The sequence below is a fragment of the Flavobacterium anhuiense genome (genome assembly GCF_900101855.1).
In the GTDB taxonomy this organism is placed as follows: Bacteria; Bacteroidota; Bacteroidia; order Flavobacteriales; family Flavobacteriaceae; genus Flavobacterium; species Flavobacterium anhuiense.
The window spans coordinates 373,152-389,026 of record NZ_FMVC01000001.1 but is presented as its reverse complement, the minus strand read 5'-3'; the positions used below and the strand labels follow the sequence as shown (position 1 = coordinate 389,026).

Genomic DNA, 15,875 nt, shown 5'->3' with positions numbered 1-15,875 from the left:
TTAGCTATTAAAATGGGTTAGATAAAGGTTTCAAAATTAAATTTAGTCTTTAATTTTGAAACGAATATACGTAATTGCCTTATTAATTTCTAAATATTGTTTTTCGTAAAAAGTCTGAATAGAAGTCACAACTTCAGGGCTTCCTTCGTTTTTATATACGTTATGGTTGGCATACAAAACCTCGTGACCTTCGCCATGAAGCAATCCAAGTGTATAACCGTGCATAAATTCGCTATCGGTTTTTAGGTTTACGACACCGTCTTTTTTCAAGATTTTTTTGTACAATTTCAAGAACTCAGAATTTGTCATTCTATGTTTGGTTCTTTTGTATTTGATTTGCGGATCTGGGAAAGTAATCCAGATTTCGTCAACTTCGCCTTCAGCAAAAATATGATTGATCAATTCGATTTGCGTACGAACGAAAGCTACATTATGAAGACCGTTTTCTACAGCAGTTTTAGCACCACGCCAGAAACGAGCACCTTTAATGTCAATTCCGATAAAATTTTTGTCAGGATATCTTTCTGCTAATCCAACAGAATATTCTCCCTTTCCACATCCTAATTCTAAAACTAATGGATTATCATTTTTAAAGAAATCAGAATTCCATTTTCCTTTTAAAGGCATTAAATCGCCCACAACTTCTTCTCTGGTTGGTTGAAAAACGTTTTGAAATGTTTCGTTTTCTCTGAATCTTTTTAGTTTATTTTTACTTCCCACTTTTACAAAAATTTTCGGCAAAATTAAGGAATATAAACGAATGAAAATAGCGTAATTAGGTTTAAAAAGTTTTCCGCCCACGAATTCACGAATTTTATTTTAAAAATAATTCGTGAATTCGTGGCGGAAAAAATAATATTAACCGTAATGAGGTTCTGTAATTGGTTTTAATTTTGGATCAAGAGATTCATCATGTTGAGACAAATCCAATCCGATGTGTTCTGATTCTTCTGAAACTCTCAGCGGAATAATGAAATTGGTTACTTTGAACAAGAAATAAGCTCCGAAGAAAGTAAAAATCGAAACTAAAACCAACGCCATCATGTGGTGTCCGAAAACATTCCATCCGCCGTGAAGTAAACTTGCATCTTCGCCGTGAGCGAAAATAGCAGTTAGAATCATTCCCATAATTCCGCCAACACCGTGACAAGCAAAAACATCAAGCGTATCGTCGAATTTTTTAGAATATTTACAGTTTACAGCTGTATTAGAAACCAAAGCCGTAATAAAACCGAAGAACATACTTTCTGGTACCGAAACAAATCCAGCAGCTGGTGTAATGGCAACAAGACCGACAACAGCTCCAATACAAGCTCCTAGAGCAGAAACTTTTCTTCCGTTCATTCTATCAAAGAAAATCCAAGTTAGCATGGCTGCAGCCGATGAAGTTGTCGTTGTAGCGAAAGCCATAGCAGCAGTTCCGTTGGCAGCAAGAGCAGATCCAGCGTTGAATCCGAACCAGCCGAACCAAAGCATTCCCGTTCCTAATAATACAAACGGAATATTGGTTGGAATATGCTGGCTGTTTTTTCTTTTTCCTAAAACAATAACGCCTGCCAAAGCTGCAAATCCAGAACTCATGTGCACCACAGTTCCTCCTGCAAAATCTTTAACGCCAAAATAGCTTCCTAAAACACCTGTTGGGTACCAAACTGCGTGACATAAAGGAGCATAAATGAATATCGTGAATAAACTAATGAAAACTAAATAAGAAATAAAACGAACGCGCTCAGCAAACGAACCCGTAATAATGGCAGGACAAATGATGGCAAATTTCATCTGAAACAAAGCAAAAAGCATAAACGGAATCGTATTGGCCAATTGTTTATGAGGCAGAACGCCAACATAATCCATAAAAGCAAAAGTCGTCGGATTTCCGAAAAAGCTGTAAAAGTGATCTCCAGAACCAAAACCAACCGGTTCTCCAAAAGCCAAACTAAATGCCACTACAACCCATAAAAGAGTAACGACGCCTAAGCAGATAAAACTTTGAAGCATGGTCGAAATAACGTTTTTCTTGCCAACCATTCCACCATAGAAGAAAGACAATCCTGGCGTCATAATTAAAACTAAGCAGCTCGAAGTAAGCATCCAAGCAACATCAGCAGGAACGATATGATCTATAGTTCCGAATTCTGATAAAACATAATTATTTTCTGTAACTGTTGGCCAAAATGCCCCTATCGTACATACGACGCTTATCATGATAAAGGAGATAATCCAGCGTTTTTCTATTTTCATTTTTAAAATACTTTGTTTAACCCTATTTTTTTTGGGGTCAAAGTTAGAAAAAAATAAAGATTCTTGTTTTAAAGGCTGTTAAAATAGAGGTATGGGTTTTATTTTGATCAATTTTGTAAAATACGGCCAATTTTTTTGACAGTATCTTATTCTAAAGTTACAAAAAAGCGCTGTTTTTGCCGAATTAATTAAAATTAATCTGATAACAGCGCTTCTAATATGCTCAAAAAGTTACGTTTATAATAAGAAAACCGTAAAATGTTTTATTTTTTCTGAAGTTTCGCAATCAAAGCGTCTTCAATTGGCGCTTTTATCTTAGTTACAGCATCAACTTCGTCATTCGGAATTGTCATGGATAAAACATAATGCTGAATTTTCCATTCGTTCCCCACTTTAACTAAAACTCCAGAACCGCGACAAATTTTCATTTGTGTATCTAGCAATTCATCAAACCAAGCAATTTTTCCGCTTTTATCAAAAAAGATATGGCGTTCTAAAGCTTTAAAATTCCATGTAGTTCCTTTATCAAAAAATGGTTTTGCCCAGATAGCAAATTCTTTTTTAGTCCAATTTTCAGTTGCATCAGTTCCAATGTAGATTGCATCGTCTGCCAATACATTAAAGTAAGCATCATATTTTACCTCGCCCGCAGCTTTATGCCACGCGTCAAGAGTTTGATTGATTTTGTTTTTGTCGGTTTGTGCATTTGCAAAAGTTGCAGCGAATAAAAGAAGTAAAAGTATTTTTTTCATGAGATATGTTATTTGACTTTAAAGGTATAATTTTTTTTGAACCATATAAGTGATATAAGAAAACTAAAGAAAACTCAATTATTGCCACAAAGGCACCAAGGCGCAAAGTTTATTTTAGGATGCCTAATGACTATGTGCCTTTGTACCTCATTAAATTATCATTAACAATATTCATGTCATTTAATCTCTCAAAAAACCACTATATTTGATTCATCAATACAAATACCCCAGTCATGAAGGCAAAATTACTTATAAGTTCACTCGCTGTAACTTCTCTATTGTTCGTTTCCTGTAAAAAGGAATTAGAACCGCAAGAAAGTACAGCAACTTCCGAATTAGTAAGATTAGGACTTGCAAAAGATACAACTAAACCTGCTGCGCCAGTGGTGCAAAACCCCGCTGCAAACCCAAATACAGTTTTAAGTGATACCAAAGGAATTAATCCTGCTCACGGACAGCCGGGCCACCGTTACGATATTGCAGTTGGAGCGCCTTTAAATTCTGCGCCGACACAGCAAGTGCAGGCAACTCAAGGACAAACCGTACAGGTGAATCCAACTCAGCAGAAAATGGTTACGACTACAACTGCCGCGCCAGTTAAAGTGGCAAAAGGAATGAATCCGCCACACGGACAGCCAGGACATAGATGCGATATTCCTGTTGGCGCGCCTCTAAACTCGCCTAAAGCGACAACAACTCCGACAACCACAAATACGGCTCAAAGCGGAACAGTTACTCAAAACTTTACCGTTTCTCCGCCAGCATCGAACCCAGTTCCAGCGTTGTTAAGCACAGAAGGAAATGAGGCGACAGTTGCAGAAGGAATGAATCCACCACACGGAAAACCAGGCCACCGTTGCGATATTGCAGTAGGCGCACCGTTACCAAAATAATAGAAAAGTGACAAAGGTGCAAAGTAGCAAAGGTTCTAAGTTTTTTCCTTTGTCACTTTGTCACTTTGCACCTTTGTCATTCTTTAAATATAAGTGATATAAGAGAATTTAAGATTTTCACACAAAAAAAAGCGAAGTACTAAAAGTGCTTCGCTTTTTTTGTGATATAAAGTTTTCCAGTAAACTTAAAATGAACTTATATCACTTATATGGTTTAAAATATTAATGTGTTTTTATTTTTTCGAAAGTTGTAGTCAACGATTTTTTCACTTTGGCCAATGCACCGCTGAAAGCTTTTTCGAGTGTTTCGGCATGTTCTGTAACCGTAATTGGCTGTAGTTTTACAGGACGAACTTCAATCACACATTTTTTGTCATGCAAGCTAAACTTTTCCCCGTTTTCGTCTCCAAAGTGAACTTCTACACGAGTAATTTTATCTTGAAAACGATCTAAGCTTTTTTCTATTTCTCCAGAAAAATAGCTTTCTAATCTTGCACTTCCTTCAATGTTTTTGTCGGTGTTGATTTGTACTTTCATAACAAATAAAATTTAATGATTCATTCTCAAACTTATCCATTTTGGCGGAAAAAGGCAAGTGAGTTAAGGAAATATTATGAATTATCTGAAGATTTATTTTTTCAATTTTGTAATTTCGATTTGGAGAAAATATACTTTTAGTATTTTATTTTTAAATAAAGAAAAAACTTACAATTTGTTTTTCTTTTTCATATATTTGAAGTCCTAAACTTCAAATTATGAATACAAAAAAAATTTTTGCCCGTACGGCATGCTGGCGGTATTGGAAACAACTGCAACGCGTATTTGAAGGCGTAGGACAGCTAACTCGTACGGGTTTTATTTTCCCTAAACTTCAAAATTATGAGTACCAACACCTTTTCCAAAGAAACCGAATTGAGGTTAACTGAATTCTTCAACAATTCAATTGATTCCAAAAGTATGGCCAAAACCATTAGGCAAGTAAATTTCCTAATTGCGTTAAATGCCATACGAGAAGATGGATTTATGAAAACTGAAACCGTAAATATTGAAGATGGTTTCTTTTGGCTAAATGAATTAGCAGAAATTCTTGATCCTTATTTGGGGATTGAGTAAGAAATGAGAAAAAGCCACTGTAAAGTGGCTTTTTATATTTAGAGTTTTTTAGACTTGTTTAATTTCAAGTTTAATTATGTGGTCACATAAATTGCATTTTAAAAAGCTTTCATTATCAACTAAGATGTCTATTTCAATTTCATTATCACAAACGGGACAATTGTAAATAATGTCATTAAGTTTGATTGGTTGAGTTAATGAAGTTGGAATAGGTAAAATAGAATATTCTATCATCAAATCTATGCTATAAGTTATTGAATTATTTAAATGGTAATATCTATAATTTCATTTTCTTTATATAAGTTGGATAAATATCCAGACTTAATTCGAAATTGGCTTCTTTTTTTTATTGAAGGCTTAGAAGACATATTTTCTATTTTAATTCCCGGATCGTAATAGATATTCCCATTTGCCATTTCTTTCAAAAACATTAAAAAATCTGTACCAGTTCCTAGAATTATTCTATTGCCATATTTATAATTTCTACCTGTGCCCGTTTCTGATAGGGAAGGAACATAGCAAGCCTGATTATGTTTTCTATTCCAATGTAAAAGCATTGACGAAAAACTCCATGAGGCCGTTTCGTTGTTGTTAACATCAATTAAAGCAATTCGACCATTAGCATTTCTAATTTTTCCCTCGGTTTGATCATATCCTATTAATTTTAATGTAAGATTTGTGCGAGGATGAAGTAAATCAGATTTATGTACTCCTCCAAAGTTTAATCTATCAGGCTTTCCGCTAACATCAGGATAACCATATTTTCTTAAAAAAGCTTCTGCGCCAGCTAATTTGTAAAAACCATCGGTGGGTTCAGGTGTCATTAATGTTATTACTCTTGAATTAATTCTTTCAAAATTTGCAACTCCAAATTGTTTTACTTCCCATCCAAGATAATCAGGCTCGGAATATCCATTTGGAGTTATTCCTAATTCTGCTTCTAGTGTGTAACCTCCGCAATTAGAGGACTCGCAAGGTAAAATATTTCCCAAAGCATCCAAACGCTTAGATTTAATCCAGCCAAGATTATGGATACGTAATAATTCTGTAATTAGTTTTTGTTTATTGTTTTGAAAAATTGGAAGTTCTATTATTTTGAATATTCCATAATTATTTAATGATGGTAAATTATTCAGTTCACTAGCAATCTCAGAATCAGGAGCAGCTACATATCCTAAAATTTGACCAAGGTCAGAAACTCCTAAAAAAAGCAACCTGTTTTGGAGTCGTTGTGTCATTAAATGAGAAGGAGCATTTTTACTTCCAATTAAAAATCCTGAAAATCTCACTTCAGGATATTTTGGATATAAAATAAGTTGTGACTTTGGAGCCAAGGTTAAGGTGCCATCTTCCAGAATCCATGAAAAATTTATTTTAGCCTTAAATCGTTCTTTTTTCCATTCTCCAGCCGCTTCAGTAGTAATTTCAGAAATAGGCAAAATATTTAATACCTCAAAGTTTCCTCCAAAATATACTTGATTTTTAGAGTTATCGTTGGGTGCTAGATTTTTTATATAAATCTTATTACATCCATTCGCTGAAAAGATTGATTTAAGATTGTTTAAATTCATTGATTCGAATTAATTCTTGTAATATGTTTTTTCCAACCGCCTGCATTAAAGGAGAGACGACTGAATTTCCAAATTGTTTGTAAGCTTGGTTGTCAGATACGGGAATAATAAAATTATCAGGAAATCCTTGAAGTCTTGCGCATTCTCGAGGGACTAATCTTCTTGGGTTTTTACCTTTCTGGGGTATTAATATTTCTGCCCCATCTTTGTAATATCTGGCGCTCATAGTTCTAGAAATTCCATTTAAATCAGCTAAACCGAATCCAAATCCATTTCCTTTAGCTTTGTGCTTTTTTGCATATTCTTGAAGATAATTCCAAAGTTTGTCTGACAATGTGTATTTAGGGTCTACATTGGGTAAAAGAATATCTTTTAATGCAAATTTTGCTTCGGTCATCTCAGGAAATTTGAAATTCTCTTTTCCTTCAAAATATTCGTTATCAAAACCAACAATGATAATTCTTTCCCTGTGTTGAGGAACAAAATATTTCCCATCTAAAACTTTATAGTAAATGGTGTAATTTAATTCCTCTAAAGTTTTTTTAATAACTTTAAAAGTGTTTCCTTTATCGTGAGACACTAAATTTTTAACATTTTCTAGCATAAAAGTTTTTGGTCTTTTATGTTTAAGAATTCTAGCAATATCAAAAAACAGTGTTCCTTGAGTCTCGTCTAAAAAACCATGATTTCTACCTAATGCGTTCTTTTTTGAAACACCAGCAATTGAAAATGGTTGACATGGAAATCCCGCTAGTAATACATCATGATCAGGGATTTCCGTTTCACTAATTTGAGTTATATCACCAAAAGGAACTTTACCAAAATTTGCTTCATAAGTTTTTTTTGAATAAGTGTCCCATTCACTTGTAAAGACACATTTTCCTCCTAGATTTTGATAAGCAAGTCTTATTCCTCCAATACCTGCAAATAAATCTATAAATTTAAATTTAGGTTCTTCAGGAGAAGGAAAAGGGATGTCCCATTTTATGGGTAAATAATATTGAAAGTTTGGTTCTTCTAAAATATTTAATTTTTCATGTATCGTTGTAAGATATTCTTCAGCATCATTTTTGAAATATTCCGAAACACCATTTTTATGATTTTGTAAATAATGAGTAAATTTAGCTAAACCATTATCTGTTTTTTTGTCAACATCAATTTGAAGTTTTTGCCTGATTTCTGAATATTTTTTTACTTTCTTCATTTTTTAAAACCCTTATCATTAAAAAAAGCTCCAAAATCAGTATCAAGAGCTGTTATTATTTTTTCTATTATTTCTATGGAAACATTTCGTTGACCTTTTTCAATGTCTGAAATATAATTTCTATCAACGTTGGAAATATTGGCTAAATACTCGATTGAGTATCCGTTTTTTTCTCGAAGTTCTTTGACCTTGAATCCGAATTTTTCTTTGATATTCATAGTGTATAAAAATAGTTTTGTGCGTACAATTGACCTGCGTACAATTGACCTCAAAAATATTAAGTTTTCAACTTAAATATTAACTATGAGATTTGTTTGTTTTTGGAAAAATAAAAGTTAATCACCCCTTATCCTTCTTCCCCCACTTAACCTTCATCTTTCCTTCATTATCATAAGCAATCAAATGCAGGACAATGCCCTTTTCGCGAACGGCTTTTCGTTCTTCTTTGGTGGCGAGTTTGGCGTCGTTTTTAGAATTTCTTAGCGGAACGGTAAGCGCGAGATTGGTGCCTCTGCCGAAAGAATAAACACCTTCTGCATCCATGTTAAGAACGCTGGAACTTATGGTGAGTTTATTGACATCGATTTGCTCTCCGCGAAGATTGAGCGAGCCTGATAAATCGCTGAAAGTAATATTCTCAACATCGCGAAGCGGAAAAGCAAATTTGCCGACTTTCATAATCGGTTCAAAATTGATTAAGGCGCCTTGGTTGACATTAAAATCGAGTTTTCCTTTCATAGAATTCATAATCAAATCACCTGTGCTGCTCATTAAACCAGCTACGTTCGCATTGCTAGTTAATCGCCCTCGGATGTTTTTCGGACTGAAAGATTTGATTCCGAAGTTATTGAAAGATCTTAAAAAACTCGCAATATCAACTCGGTTTACCTGTGCGTTTGAAGTAAAAACGTAACGATTGCCGCTTGGCTCAACAGAACCGCTAAAGTTTATGCTTCCGCCAGAAGTATTTAATGTTCCGTTTTTAAGCAGGATTTTAGAATTTAGCATTTGCAGTGTAGCCTGCGTATGGGTTGCCGTAAGCGCGCCATACGTGATTTTATCGGCTTTAAGATTAATTACGGCCGTACATTTTTCGATAACCGATCTTAATTGATTTGTAAAATTGACATTTTGCTTAACTGGTTTTTTTACTGCCACTTTTTGTTTCGGAGAACTTTCTAAAACGCCTATAAACTGTTTTACATCAATATTTGGGCAGTAAATATTCCAGTTTACGACCATTTTTTCTGGTGCGTCGTAATAGAGATTCAAGAAATTATCGATTTTTCCGTCAATACGAATAATGTTCTTTTTGTGTTTGTACGCAATTTTTTTAATGTAAAGCGCTTCTTGCGTAAACGACAATTGTACTGCGGTTTTTTCGGCATGAATCCTTTTCGGAATATAATCGAATGTAGCATCAGCAATATCAACATCGCCTGTAAATTTGGGTTTATTGATATACAAATCGACAATATCAAACTGAAATTTCAAATTGGCTTTGGCATGACCGCTTTCAAAATGAAGAATTTTTTCATTCGTCATTCCGTTGAGTTTCGAAATGTCAAAATCGGCATTTACAACTCCGGTGGCAATTGGTTTTTCAAGATTATTAATTACGGCTTGTGCAATTTTTAACGGAATGCTTTCGTATTCGGCTTTAAAATGGGTGAGAATAATAGCGGAATTTGGATCGCTGGATTCCTTTTCGGGTTTAAAAGTATTCGTAAAAATTCCTTTAAAACTGCAATTGGTAAACAAACCGTCGGGAATCGTTAATTCGTTATCGCGAACATCTGCCTGAACCACAATTTTCGGATCGCCTTCAACATTCAAATCGCCTTTGATGTCGCAGTTTACCTTAATCGGTTTTTTGATGTCGAATTGGTTGAGTTTCGAGCTAATGTTTGCCGATAATAAATTGGAAGCATTTCGCCATAAAATATCCGTTCCGATATTGATTCCGAACAGCGAATTGTTTTTTCCGATATTAAAGAAAGCGATAATGTCAAAAACATCAGAACCAATTTTAAGTCCTTTGGTTTTAATATCTATTTTCTGATTGGCTTCGGCATACGAAATATCAAAATTGCCTTCGAGAACTTTTTCTTTGGCAAAACTTCCGTGAACGGTATTAAAGGCAAGACTATTAATTTTAGTTTTCAAAAACAAATTGGTCTGCCAACTGTCATCTTCATAATTTACTTTCGATTCTAAACTCGCCACATCAAAATCAAACAATTTATGACCTAAATGATTGTCAATAATAACATGAACTTTGTTGAGGTTTACTTCATCAATCGTAGTTTCGGGCTTTTCTTTATCGGTTTGAGGCTTTTTCTTTTTGGGTTTAAAAATATTGGCATTAGAATAACCGTTTTCGGCTTTATAAATATAAATATCGGCGTCGTTGATCAAGATTTTATGAATATTGATTTCGTGTTTCAATAGACTCAAAATGTTCAAGCGTGCTTCGATTTCTTTTGCTCTCAGCAAAGTATGTTTGTGGCTTTGCCATTGATTGTCTTTTATTTCGACATCATTCAGCGCCAATGTGAAGTTCGGGAAACCCGTTAGAAACTTATAATGAAAATCGCCAATATGAAATTTGCCATTTATATTCTCGTTGATTTTGGTATTGACTTTGGCAATAATTTCGGCTTTATTTCGGTTAAAATATATCGACAAACCTCCGCAGGCAAGTAAAAGAATCGCGATTAGTCCAAGAATAAAATATCCAAGGCGTTTGGCATATTTTTTAAAAGAATCAGATTGCAGAAAGGATTTTGTTTTGGATAAAGTTTCTTTCATGTTAATCGTATTTTTGGATATACTAAAGATACTAAAAAAATGCTAAAAAGTTTATTGGTTTGATTTTCAGGTAAATAAATTGTAAATTTAGCGTTATACAGTTTATAATTATTGACAATACATTTATAATGAAAACTAATTTAGTAATGGTGTTTGATTTATTTTAAATTTTTAAATTTGTACTGTAGTTTGAAAGTTAATATTTCAGACCTAATTTTAATCTTAATATATTATGGCATTAGCAATAACAGATGCTACTTTTGATGAAGTAGTTTTAAAATCAGATAAACCAGTAATGGTGGATTTTTGGGCAGCATGGTGTGGTCCTTGTAGAATGGTTGGTCCAATCATTGACCAATTAAGCGAAGAGTACGCTGGTAAAGTAGTTGTTGGTAAAGTAGATGTAGATGCTAACCAAGAATTTGCTGCAAAATATGGTGTGCGTAACATACCAACCGTTTTGGTGTTTCAAAATGGTGAAGTAGTAGGAAAACAAGTAGGAGTAGCTCCGAAACAAGCCTACGCAGATAGTTTAGACGCTTTATTGTAATCTTAGATTACGATTAATATAAAAAAGGTCCGACGAAAGTTGGACCTTTTTTATGTGTTGAATTTTTTAAACACATAGAAACATAGATTTTATGCTCATAAAAGAGTTTAGAGAAAACTAGTTTTTACACATAGCTATGTGGTTTTAAATAAGTGAAACGTCTCTATACTCAAAGATAAGCTATGTTTCTATGTGTTAAAATAATTGAAATAGTTGTTCGAAAATTAATTAGTGGCTGTGAGTTTCGCTGTTTTCATAACCCAAAACCGTAATCATATAAGGCGTACTAGAAACCTTAGTCTTTTTGATTTCCAATGTAGTAAGGTTTACTCGCACTAATTCTCCAGTGGTTGGCGAAGTAATGTAAGCAAAACGGTCTGTAACTGCCATTTGAGGTTTTAATGTTGCATCTGTAGCTGTTTCTGCAGTCGCTTTAATTTCTTTTACCGCTTGCAAACTGCTGATATCATAAAGTTTAAATTCTCCTGAATGCAATAAAACAGCCAGTTTTTTACGATCGTAACTTGTTTTGCATTGCATAATGGTTGTGTTCTGAATAATTGGTTTTACAGTATTAGCCACAACATCAATTAAAAATGCGCCTTTTGCGGCTGTATAGCCAATGAATTTTCCAGCAGAAGCCGTTTCTAAAATAGTTCCGAACCAAGCCGTTCCAAAATCTGCTGGATGATTGATCAATTTTTGATTTCCGTTGCTTTCTACAACCAAAATGCCGCTTGACGAACCAAAAACAGCATACACGCCGTCTGAAGCATTTCCGTGAATTCCTTTTGTTTGAATTTTAGCATCAAAAAGGGTTTTTCCGGTGTTGTCGATGATTTTTACTTTTTCAGGAAGCGTTCCTGTCACCGAATTATCTTTTACCGTAATGGCATAAGTTCCGTTTGTAAAAGTCGCCATTGCACCGTGATGTGCCAATAAACCTGAATTTATCGTTTTGAATGTTGCACCAGCTTTGTTTACATCGGCTTCTTTACCAACAGAAAGCGTTCCGTCGCCGTCGTTAAAAGTTAGGATTTCGCCAATTTTACTTTTAAAATGCGTTGGTTTTAATGCGCTTGTCGCTAAAATTCCAAATTTCGGAACATCGTCAACATCAATGTGATCGCCGTGTAATTCCAATCCGCTGTCGAAAGTTTCTACGAAATTATTGTCTCTGTGAACAATTCCTGCATAACGTCCAGATTCTGTTGTGTACAAAGAAGATTTAGCAAATTTTGCCGTAAAAGAACTGATTTTATCTTCATGCGGATCAAAAAGCGTTAGTTCCGTAGTTTTTTCGTCAGAAAGTAAAACTCGAACAAAAGTGTGTTCTTCTGAAGTGTCGTGATCATGATCGTGATCATCGTGGTTGTCATCGTCGTTGCTGCACGAAACCGCAAAAAGCGAAACTGCAAATAAAAATAGTAGTTTGTAAAACTTGTTTTTCATTGTAATAAAGGATTTAAAATTTGTAAATAATTGAGTTTTGAATGGTTTGCTTATCGCGAAAAGGGAAACGGAATTTTCATAGAAACAATAATGTTTCTTCCCGCTTCTGGAAGTTCGATAAGACGGTAAAAGCTGGTGTGATTTAAATATCTTGTATTGAATAAATTCTGGATCTGAATATTGATGCTGATATCCTGTTTTCCTGTTTTTACTTTTGAACCAAAAGCCACATTAAAAACATGACTTTCAGCCGTTTTTTTCTCAGGCGGAACAATATTATTTTGCTGTGCCGTAAAACGATAATCAACACCAAAATAAGGTTCTTTTAAAAAGGAAATTTGCGGTTCATAATTCAATCCGAACAAAACAGAAGGCGGAGGCGAGAACGGAAGCGTATAGCCTATTTTACTTCCTGATTTTTGTTCTGAATAAAGATATTCAGCACCAATTTCTGCACTTAAAGATTTTAGGAAATAATAGCGCGTCTGGAATTCCGCACCATAGCGAAAGACTTTACTTTGCTCGTATTCAAAAACCTGATTTCCTGCGCCATAATAAATATCATGAGCTGAAGTTGGATTCAGATAAATGAAATTTGGAAAATAGTTCACAAAAGGCGTCAGTTGAAAAGACCAGTTTTGCTGATTCCATTCGATTCCCAAATCCAATTGATACGAACGTTCTGCATCCAAATTCGGATTTCCTTTTTCGAATCGGAAATAATGATAATTTACGCCGTTTGAAGCCAATTCTTTAGCAATCGGCATTCTGAAACTTGATCCCAAATTAGCTTTTAGCGAAAGATTTCCAGGATTATAATTGATTCCTGCAGACCACGTAAAACTGTCAAAAGTTTTGGTTAAATCTTGAGAACGCTGCAAGTATTCCATTTGCGTCTGATTGTTTTCGGAAACCGGACTTTGAAACCAATCGTAATATGATTTCATTTTGATTTTTCCGTAATCGTAACGAATGGCGCCGTGCAGAAACCATTTTTCGTTCAGTTCAATTTTATCGTAAGCAAATAATCCAGCGTTGAATTGTGTGAAAGCAGGAATAAGGAAACTCCATCCGCCAATGGCATTTTCCTGTCCAGCAATATTGGTTCCCACAGTAATCTGATGGCGATTCAATCGGAATTCATCTTTAGCAGAAAACGACCAAACATCTTTATCATATTGGCGTTCCAAATCTTGAGGAGCGTACATGTCTTCGGGATAAATTGCCGGCATATATCCATGATTTACGTAATGGCTATATTCTCTTCTAAAGTTGTTTTGAAAACCAATCTGTGTCTCAAAAGCATGATTCCCCAATTGAAAAGAAGTCGTATTGCTCACTTTCAAATGATTGACTTGCTGATACGGCATCAAAATATCACGGCTCGATTTGTCGTGCAATTCCAGATCAACATTTCGAGGTTCGAGTCCATGCGCATTCGCGAAAAATCCGCTTTTGGTATGCACATTGCTGAAATAGAAAACCGATTTAAAATGCTCGCCCGAATAACCCGTGCTCAAGTGAAAATCGAGTTCTTTTCCAGCCGTATTTCGCAAATGATTTTTGTACAGCGGAACAGCATAACTGTATACATGAACCACATCGGTCGGAACGCGATAATCCCCATAATCCATTGTGGTGACACGGGAATCAAAGAACCAGTTTTTGTTTCTTCCGAATAAATTAATAGAACTTCCAAATTGTGCATTGTTGCTTTTTCCGGTAAGGTCAACGCTTCCGCCAAAAGTATTTTGAGATGGAAGGGGCAGAGGTTTAATATTTATCGCACCTCCGACAGCATCAGATCCATAAATAAATGAAGAAGGGCCTTTTATAATTTCTACCCGATTGACAGCATATTGATCGATTTCCAATCCGTGATCGGCGCCCCACTGCTGGCCTTCGTGTTTCAATCCGTTTTCGACCACAATAACCTGATTGAAACTCAAACCTCGAATAAGCGGTTTCGAACCTCCAGAACCAATCGAAATAGTTTTAACGCCTGGCAATTTCTGCAAAGACTGCATCAAACTTCCGCCAAGATTACGCTGAATAAAGCTATTGTTTACTGTTTCAACATTTAGCGATTCTTCTTTTTTGCGTTTCTGAACGGTATTATTGCTGATTAAAACTTCCTCTAGCTCTTTAATTTCTGATTTTTTTTCCGAGGGCTGATTTTGAGAAAAAGCTTCAACTGAAACCAATAAACCGATGAGTAAAAAACAATATTTCCAATACATGGATAGGGCATTCTTCATTAATCTGATCTTATAAAATTTTAATACTTAAGCCTTTCAGCGTTTGCCAGCCCTCCTTGTCCGTCAAGCGGATCATAAAATGATAATCTCCCGGATCAACATCGGCAGGAATGGTGATTTGTGCTGTTGCTTCGTAACTTTTCATTCCATTTGGAATAGTGTAATTGTTAATGAAAAGCATAGGTTTTACAGGGCTTTTTACAGCTTCGGTTTCGCAGGTATTTACTTCTGTACTATGCGTATGATGGTCGAAATTGTGGTGAATGTCCAAACTGTAAGAACCCAATTCGACATTATCATTAAAAGTGGCTTTGAAAGTAAAGGTCTTTCCGCGTTCAATCGTGCTGCATTGAATAGGAAAAGCATTTGCCCCAGTGATGTCAATCACAGGATATTCGGTGTCGATTTCGGCATTATCGCTTGAACAAGATGTTATAAAGGCAAGTGTCAAAACACCTAAAAGAAGCTTTAGTTTTTTCATATTTTTTGATTTACAATCGTTAGGTTTTTCTTCACTTCCAGCTTACTTCCGTTTTGATCGTTTACGATAATGATGAAGTCGTATTTTCCTTCTGCGGCATCTTCTGGAATGTCAAAATGTTTGTGAACCGTTGCATTTTTTGCGCCCGCATATTGTGTCCAAGTAATTTCGTGTGACCAGACTTTAGAATATGTTTCGGTGTTTTTTTGCACAATTTTTACCTGCACATTTTCGATTTTATCAGCGGCAGTCACTTCTGCATTAAAATGGAAATCTGCGCCAATAGTTGCTGTTTCGCTGTTGCTAAGACCTAGTTCTACTTTGTCAATCTTAGGAATGGCTTGTTCTTGTTCTGAGTCGTCGTTACTGCAGCCTGTAAAAGCAATTGCCGCAAAAAGCGAAGCCAGAATGAGTTTTGTTGTTTTCATTTTTTCTGATTTGATTTTGATCATTTTATAAAGGTATTTGGGTTATATAAGAAGCCTATTGCAAAGTTTATAAGTCCCAGAGGGACAAAATATTGGTAGAAATATATTTGCCATTTTTGGG

Annotated in this window: 15 protein-coding genes; 3 read left to right on the top strand and 12 right to left on the bottom strand. The window is 35.1% G+C overall.

What is annotated here, in order from left to right; all coding sequences use genetic code 11:
- Positions 1 to 42 precede the first annotated feature (42 nt).
- From trmB to BLP44_RS01595, 3 genes are all read right to left on the bottom strand, one after another.
- Positions 43 to 720: a tRNA (guanosine(46)-N7)-methyltransferase TrmB gene (gene trmB / locus BLP44_RS01605; protein ID WP_008466277.1), complete on the bottom strand. Its 678-nt coding sequence runs from the start codon at positions 718 to 720 to the stop codon at positions 43 to 45.
- Between the two features lie 138 nt (positions 721 to 858).
- Entirely contained in the window at positions 859 to 2,241 is a 1,383-nt protein-coding gene (locus BLP44_RS01600) for an ammonium transporter (RefSeq protein WP_066033003.1), read from the bottom strand.
- A 263-nt stretch (positions 2,242 to 2,504) separates the two neighbouring features.
- Entirely contained in the window at positions 2,505 to 2,993 is a 489-nt protein-coding gene (locus BLP44_RS01595; protein WP_091128599.1) for a nuclear transport factor 2 family protein, read from the bottom strand.
- A gap of 233 nt (positions 2,994 to 3,226) precedes the next feature.
- Here BLP44_RS01595 and BLP44_RS01590 point away from each other — a divergent pair, with 233 nt between their 5' ends.
- On the top strand, positions 3,227 to 3,886 hold the full coding sequence (locus tag BLP44_RS01590; protein WP_091128595.1) for a hypothetical protein: 660 nt from the start codon (positions 3,227 to 3,229) through the stop codon (positions 3,884 to 3,886).
- A gap of 222 nt (positions 3,887 to 4,108) precedes the next feature.
- Here BLP44_RS01590 and BLP44_RS01585 read toward each other — a convergent pair whose 3' ends face one another.
- Entirely contained in the window at positions 4,109 to 4,423 is a 315-nt protein-coding gene (locus BLP44_RS01585) for an HPF/RaiA family ribosome-associated protein (RefSeq protein ID WP_066033000.1), read from the bottom strand.
- 342 nt (positions 4,424 to 4,765) lie between these two features.
- Here BLP44_RS01585 and BLP44_RS01580 point away from each other — a divergent pair, with 342 nt between their 5' ends.
- Complete coding sequence (locus BLP44_RS01580) at positions 4,766 to 4,999, top strand: hypothetical protein (RefSeq protein WP_091128591.1); 234 nt, start codon at positions 4,766 to 4,768, stop codon at positions 4,997 to 4,999.
- Positions 5,000 to 5,262: 263 nt separating this feature from the next.
- On the opposite strand, the gene BLP44_RS01575 is transcribed toward BLP44_RS01580, so the two are convergent.
- The 4 genes from BLP44_RS01575 to BLP44_RS01560 all read right to left on the bottom strand — a co-directional run bounded on the left by BLP44_RS01575 (position 5,263) and on the right by BLP44_RS01560 (position 10,585).
- Positions 5,263 to 6,570, bottom strand: coding sequence for an MvaI/BcnI family restriction endonuclease (locus BLP44_RS01575; RefSeq protein WP_091128587.1), 1,308 nt, complete (start codon positions 6,568 to 6,570; stop codon positions 5,263 to 5,265).
- Positions 6,551 to 7,774: a DNA (cytosine-5-)-methyltransferase gene (dcm, locus tag BLP44_RS01570; RefSeq protein ID WP_091128584.1), complete on the bottom strand. Its 1,224-nt coding sequence runs from the start codon at positions 7,772 to 7,774 to the stop codon at positions 6,551 to 6,553. Before dcm ends, BLP44_RS01575 begins: the two co-directional genes overlap by 20 nt.
- Positions 7,771 to 7,992: a helix-turn-helix domain-containing protein gene (locus BLP44_RS01565; protein ID WP_091128579.1), complete on the bottom strand. Its 222-nt coding sequence runs from the start codon at positions 7,990 to 7,992 to the stop codon at positions 7,771 to 7,773. Before BLP44_RS01565 ends, dcm begins: the two co-directional genes overlap by 4 nt.
- Before the next feature lie 121 nt (positions 7,993 to 8,113).
- Positions 8,114 to 10,585, bottom strand: a complete 2,472-nt coding sequence (locus BLP44_RS01560) for an AsmA family protein (RefSeq protein ID WP_091128575.1) — start codon at positions 10,583 to 10,585, stop codon at positions 8,114 to 8,116.
- A gap of 232 nt (positions 10,586 to 10,817) precedes the next feature.
- On the opposite strand from BLP44_RS01560, the gene trxA reads away from it, so the two are divergent.
- Positions 10,818 to 11,135, top strand: coding sequence for a thioredoxin (trxA, locus tag BLP44_RS01555; RefSeq protein WP_008466289.1), 318 nt, complete (start codon positions 10,818 to 10,820; stop codon positions 11,133 to 11,135).
- Positions 11,136 to 11,363: 228 nt separating this feature from the next.
- On the opposite strand, the gene BLP44_RS01550 is transcribed toward trxA, so the two are convergent.
- The 4 genes from BLP44_RS01550 to BLP44_RS01535 are packed head-to-tail and all read right to left on the bottom strand — an operon-like array spanning position 11,364 to position 15,754.
- Positions 11,364 to 12,587, bottom strand: a complete 1,224-nt coding sequence (locus BLP44_RS01550; RefSeq protein WP_091128571.1) for a hypothetical protein — start codon at positions 12,585 to 12,587, stop codon at positions 11,364 to 11,366.
- Between the two features lie 50 nt (positions 12,588 to 12,637).
- Positions 12,638 to 14,845 (bottom strand): TonB-dependent receptor, encoded by a 2,208-nt coding sequence (locus BLP44_RS01545; RefSeq protein ID WP_244511651.1) that lies wholly within the window; start codon positions 14,843 to 14,845, stop codon positions 12,638 to 12,640.
- Between the two features lie 10 nt (positions 14,846 to 14,855).
- Entirely contained in the window at positions 14,856 to 15,326 is a 471-nt protein-coding gene (locus BLP44_RS01540; protein ID WP_066032994.1) for a DUF4625 domain-containing protein, read from the bottom strand.
- A complete protein-coding gene (locus BLP44_RS01535; protein ID WP_170830204.1) occupies positions 15,323 to 15,754 on the bottom strand; it encodes a DUF4625 domain-containing protein in 432 nt (143 codons plus the stop codon). Before BLP44_RS01535 ends, BLP44_RS01540 begins: the two co-directional genes overlap by 4 nt.
- Positions 15,755 to 15,875 lie beyond the last annotated feature (121 nt).

What these genes read in the sequence shown, in the direction of transcription:
- BLP44_RS01600 (WP_066033003.1), bottom strand. Translation starts at nt 2,241, where the DNA reads ATGAAAATAGAAAAACGCTGGATTATCTCCTTTATCATGATAAGCGTC.
- BLP44_RS01595 (WP_091128599.1), bottom strand. Translation starts at nt 2,993, where the DNA reads ATGAAAAAAATACTTTTACTTCTTTTATTCGCTGCAACTTTTGCAAAT.
- BLP44_RS01590 (WP_091128595.1), top strand. Translation starts at nt 3,227, where the DNA reads ATGAAGGCAAAATTACTTATAAGTTCACTCGCTGTAACTTCTCTATTG.
- BLP44_RS01585 (WP_066033000.1), bottom strand. Translation starts at nt 4,423, where the DNA reads ATGAAAGTACAAATCAACACCGACAAAAACATTGAAGGAAGTGCAAGA.
- BLP44_RS01580 (WP_091128591.1), top strand. Translation starts at nt 4,766, where the DNA reads ATGAGTACCAACACCTTTTCCAAAGAAACCGAATTGAGGTTAACTGAA.
- BLP44_RS01575 (WP_091128587.1), bottom strand. Translation starts at nt 6,570, where the DNA reads ATGAATTTAAACAATCTTAAATCAATCTTTTCAGCGAATGGATGTAAT.
- dcm (WP_091128584.1), bottom strand. Translation starts at nt 7,774, where the DNA reads ATGAAGAAAGTAAAAAAATATTCAGAAATCAGGCAAAAACTTCAAATT.
- BLP44_RS01565 (WP_091128579.1), bottom strand. Translation starts at nt 7,992, where the DNA reads ATGAATATCAAAGAAAAATTCGGATTCAAGGTCAAAGAACTTCGAGAA.
- BLP44_RS01560 (WP_091128575.1), bottom strand. Translation starts at nt 10,585, where the DNA reads ATGAAAGAAACTTTATCCAAAACAAAATCCTTTCTGCAATCTGATTCT.
- trxA (WP_008466289.1), top strand. Translation starts at nt 10,818, where the DNA reads ATGGCATTAGCAATAACAGATGCTACTTTTGATGAAGTAGTTTTAAAA.
- BLP44_RS01550 (WP_091128571.1), bottom strand. Translation starts at nt 12,587, where the DNA reads ATGAAAAACAAGTTTTACAAACTACTATTTTTATTTGCAGTTTCGCTT.
- BLP44_RS01545 (WP_244511651.1), bottom strand. Translation starts at nt 14,845, where the DNA reads ATGAAGAATGCCCTATCCATGTATTGGAAATATTGTTTTTTACTCATC.
- BLP44_RS01540 (WP_066032994.1), bottom strand. Translation starts at nt 15,326, where the DNA reads ATGAAAAAACTAAAGCTTCTTTTAGGTGTTTTGACACTTGCCTTTATA.
- BLP44_RS01535 (WP_170830204.1), bottom strand. Translation starts at nt 15,754, where the DNA reads ATGAAAACAACAAAACTCATTCTGGCTTCGCTTTTTGCGGCAATTGCT.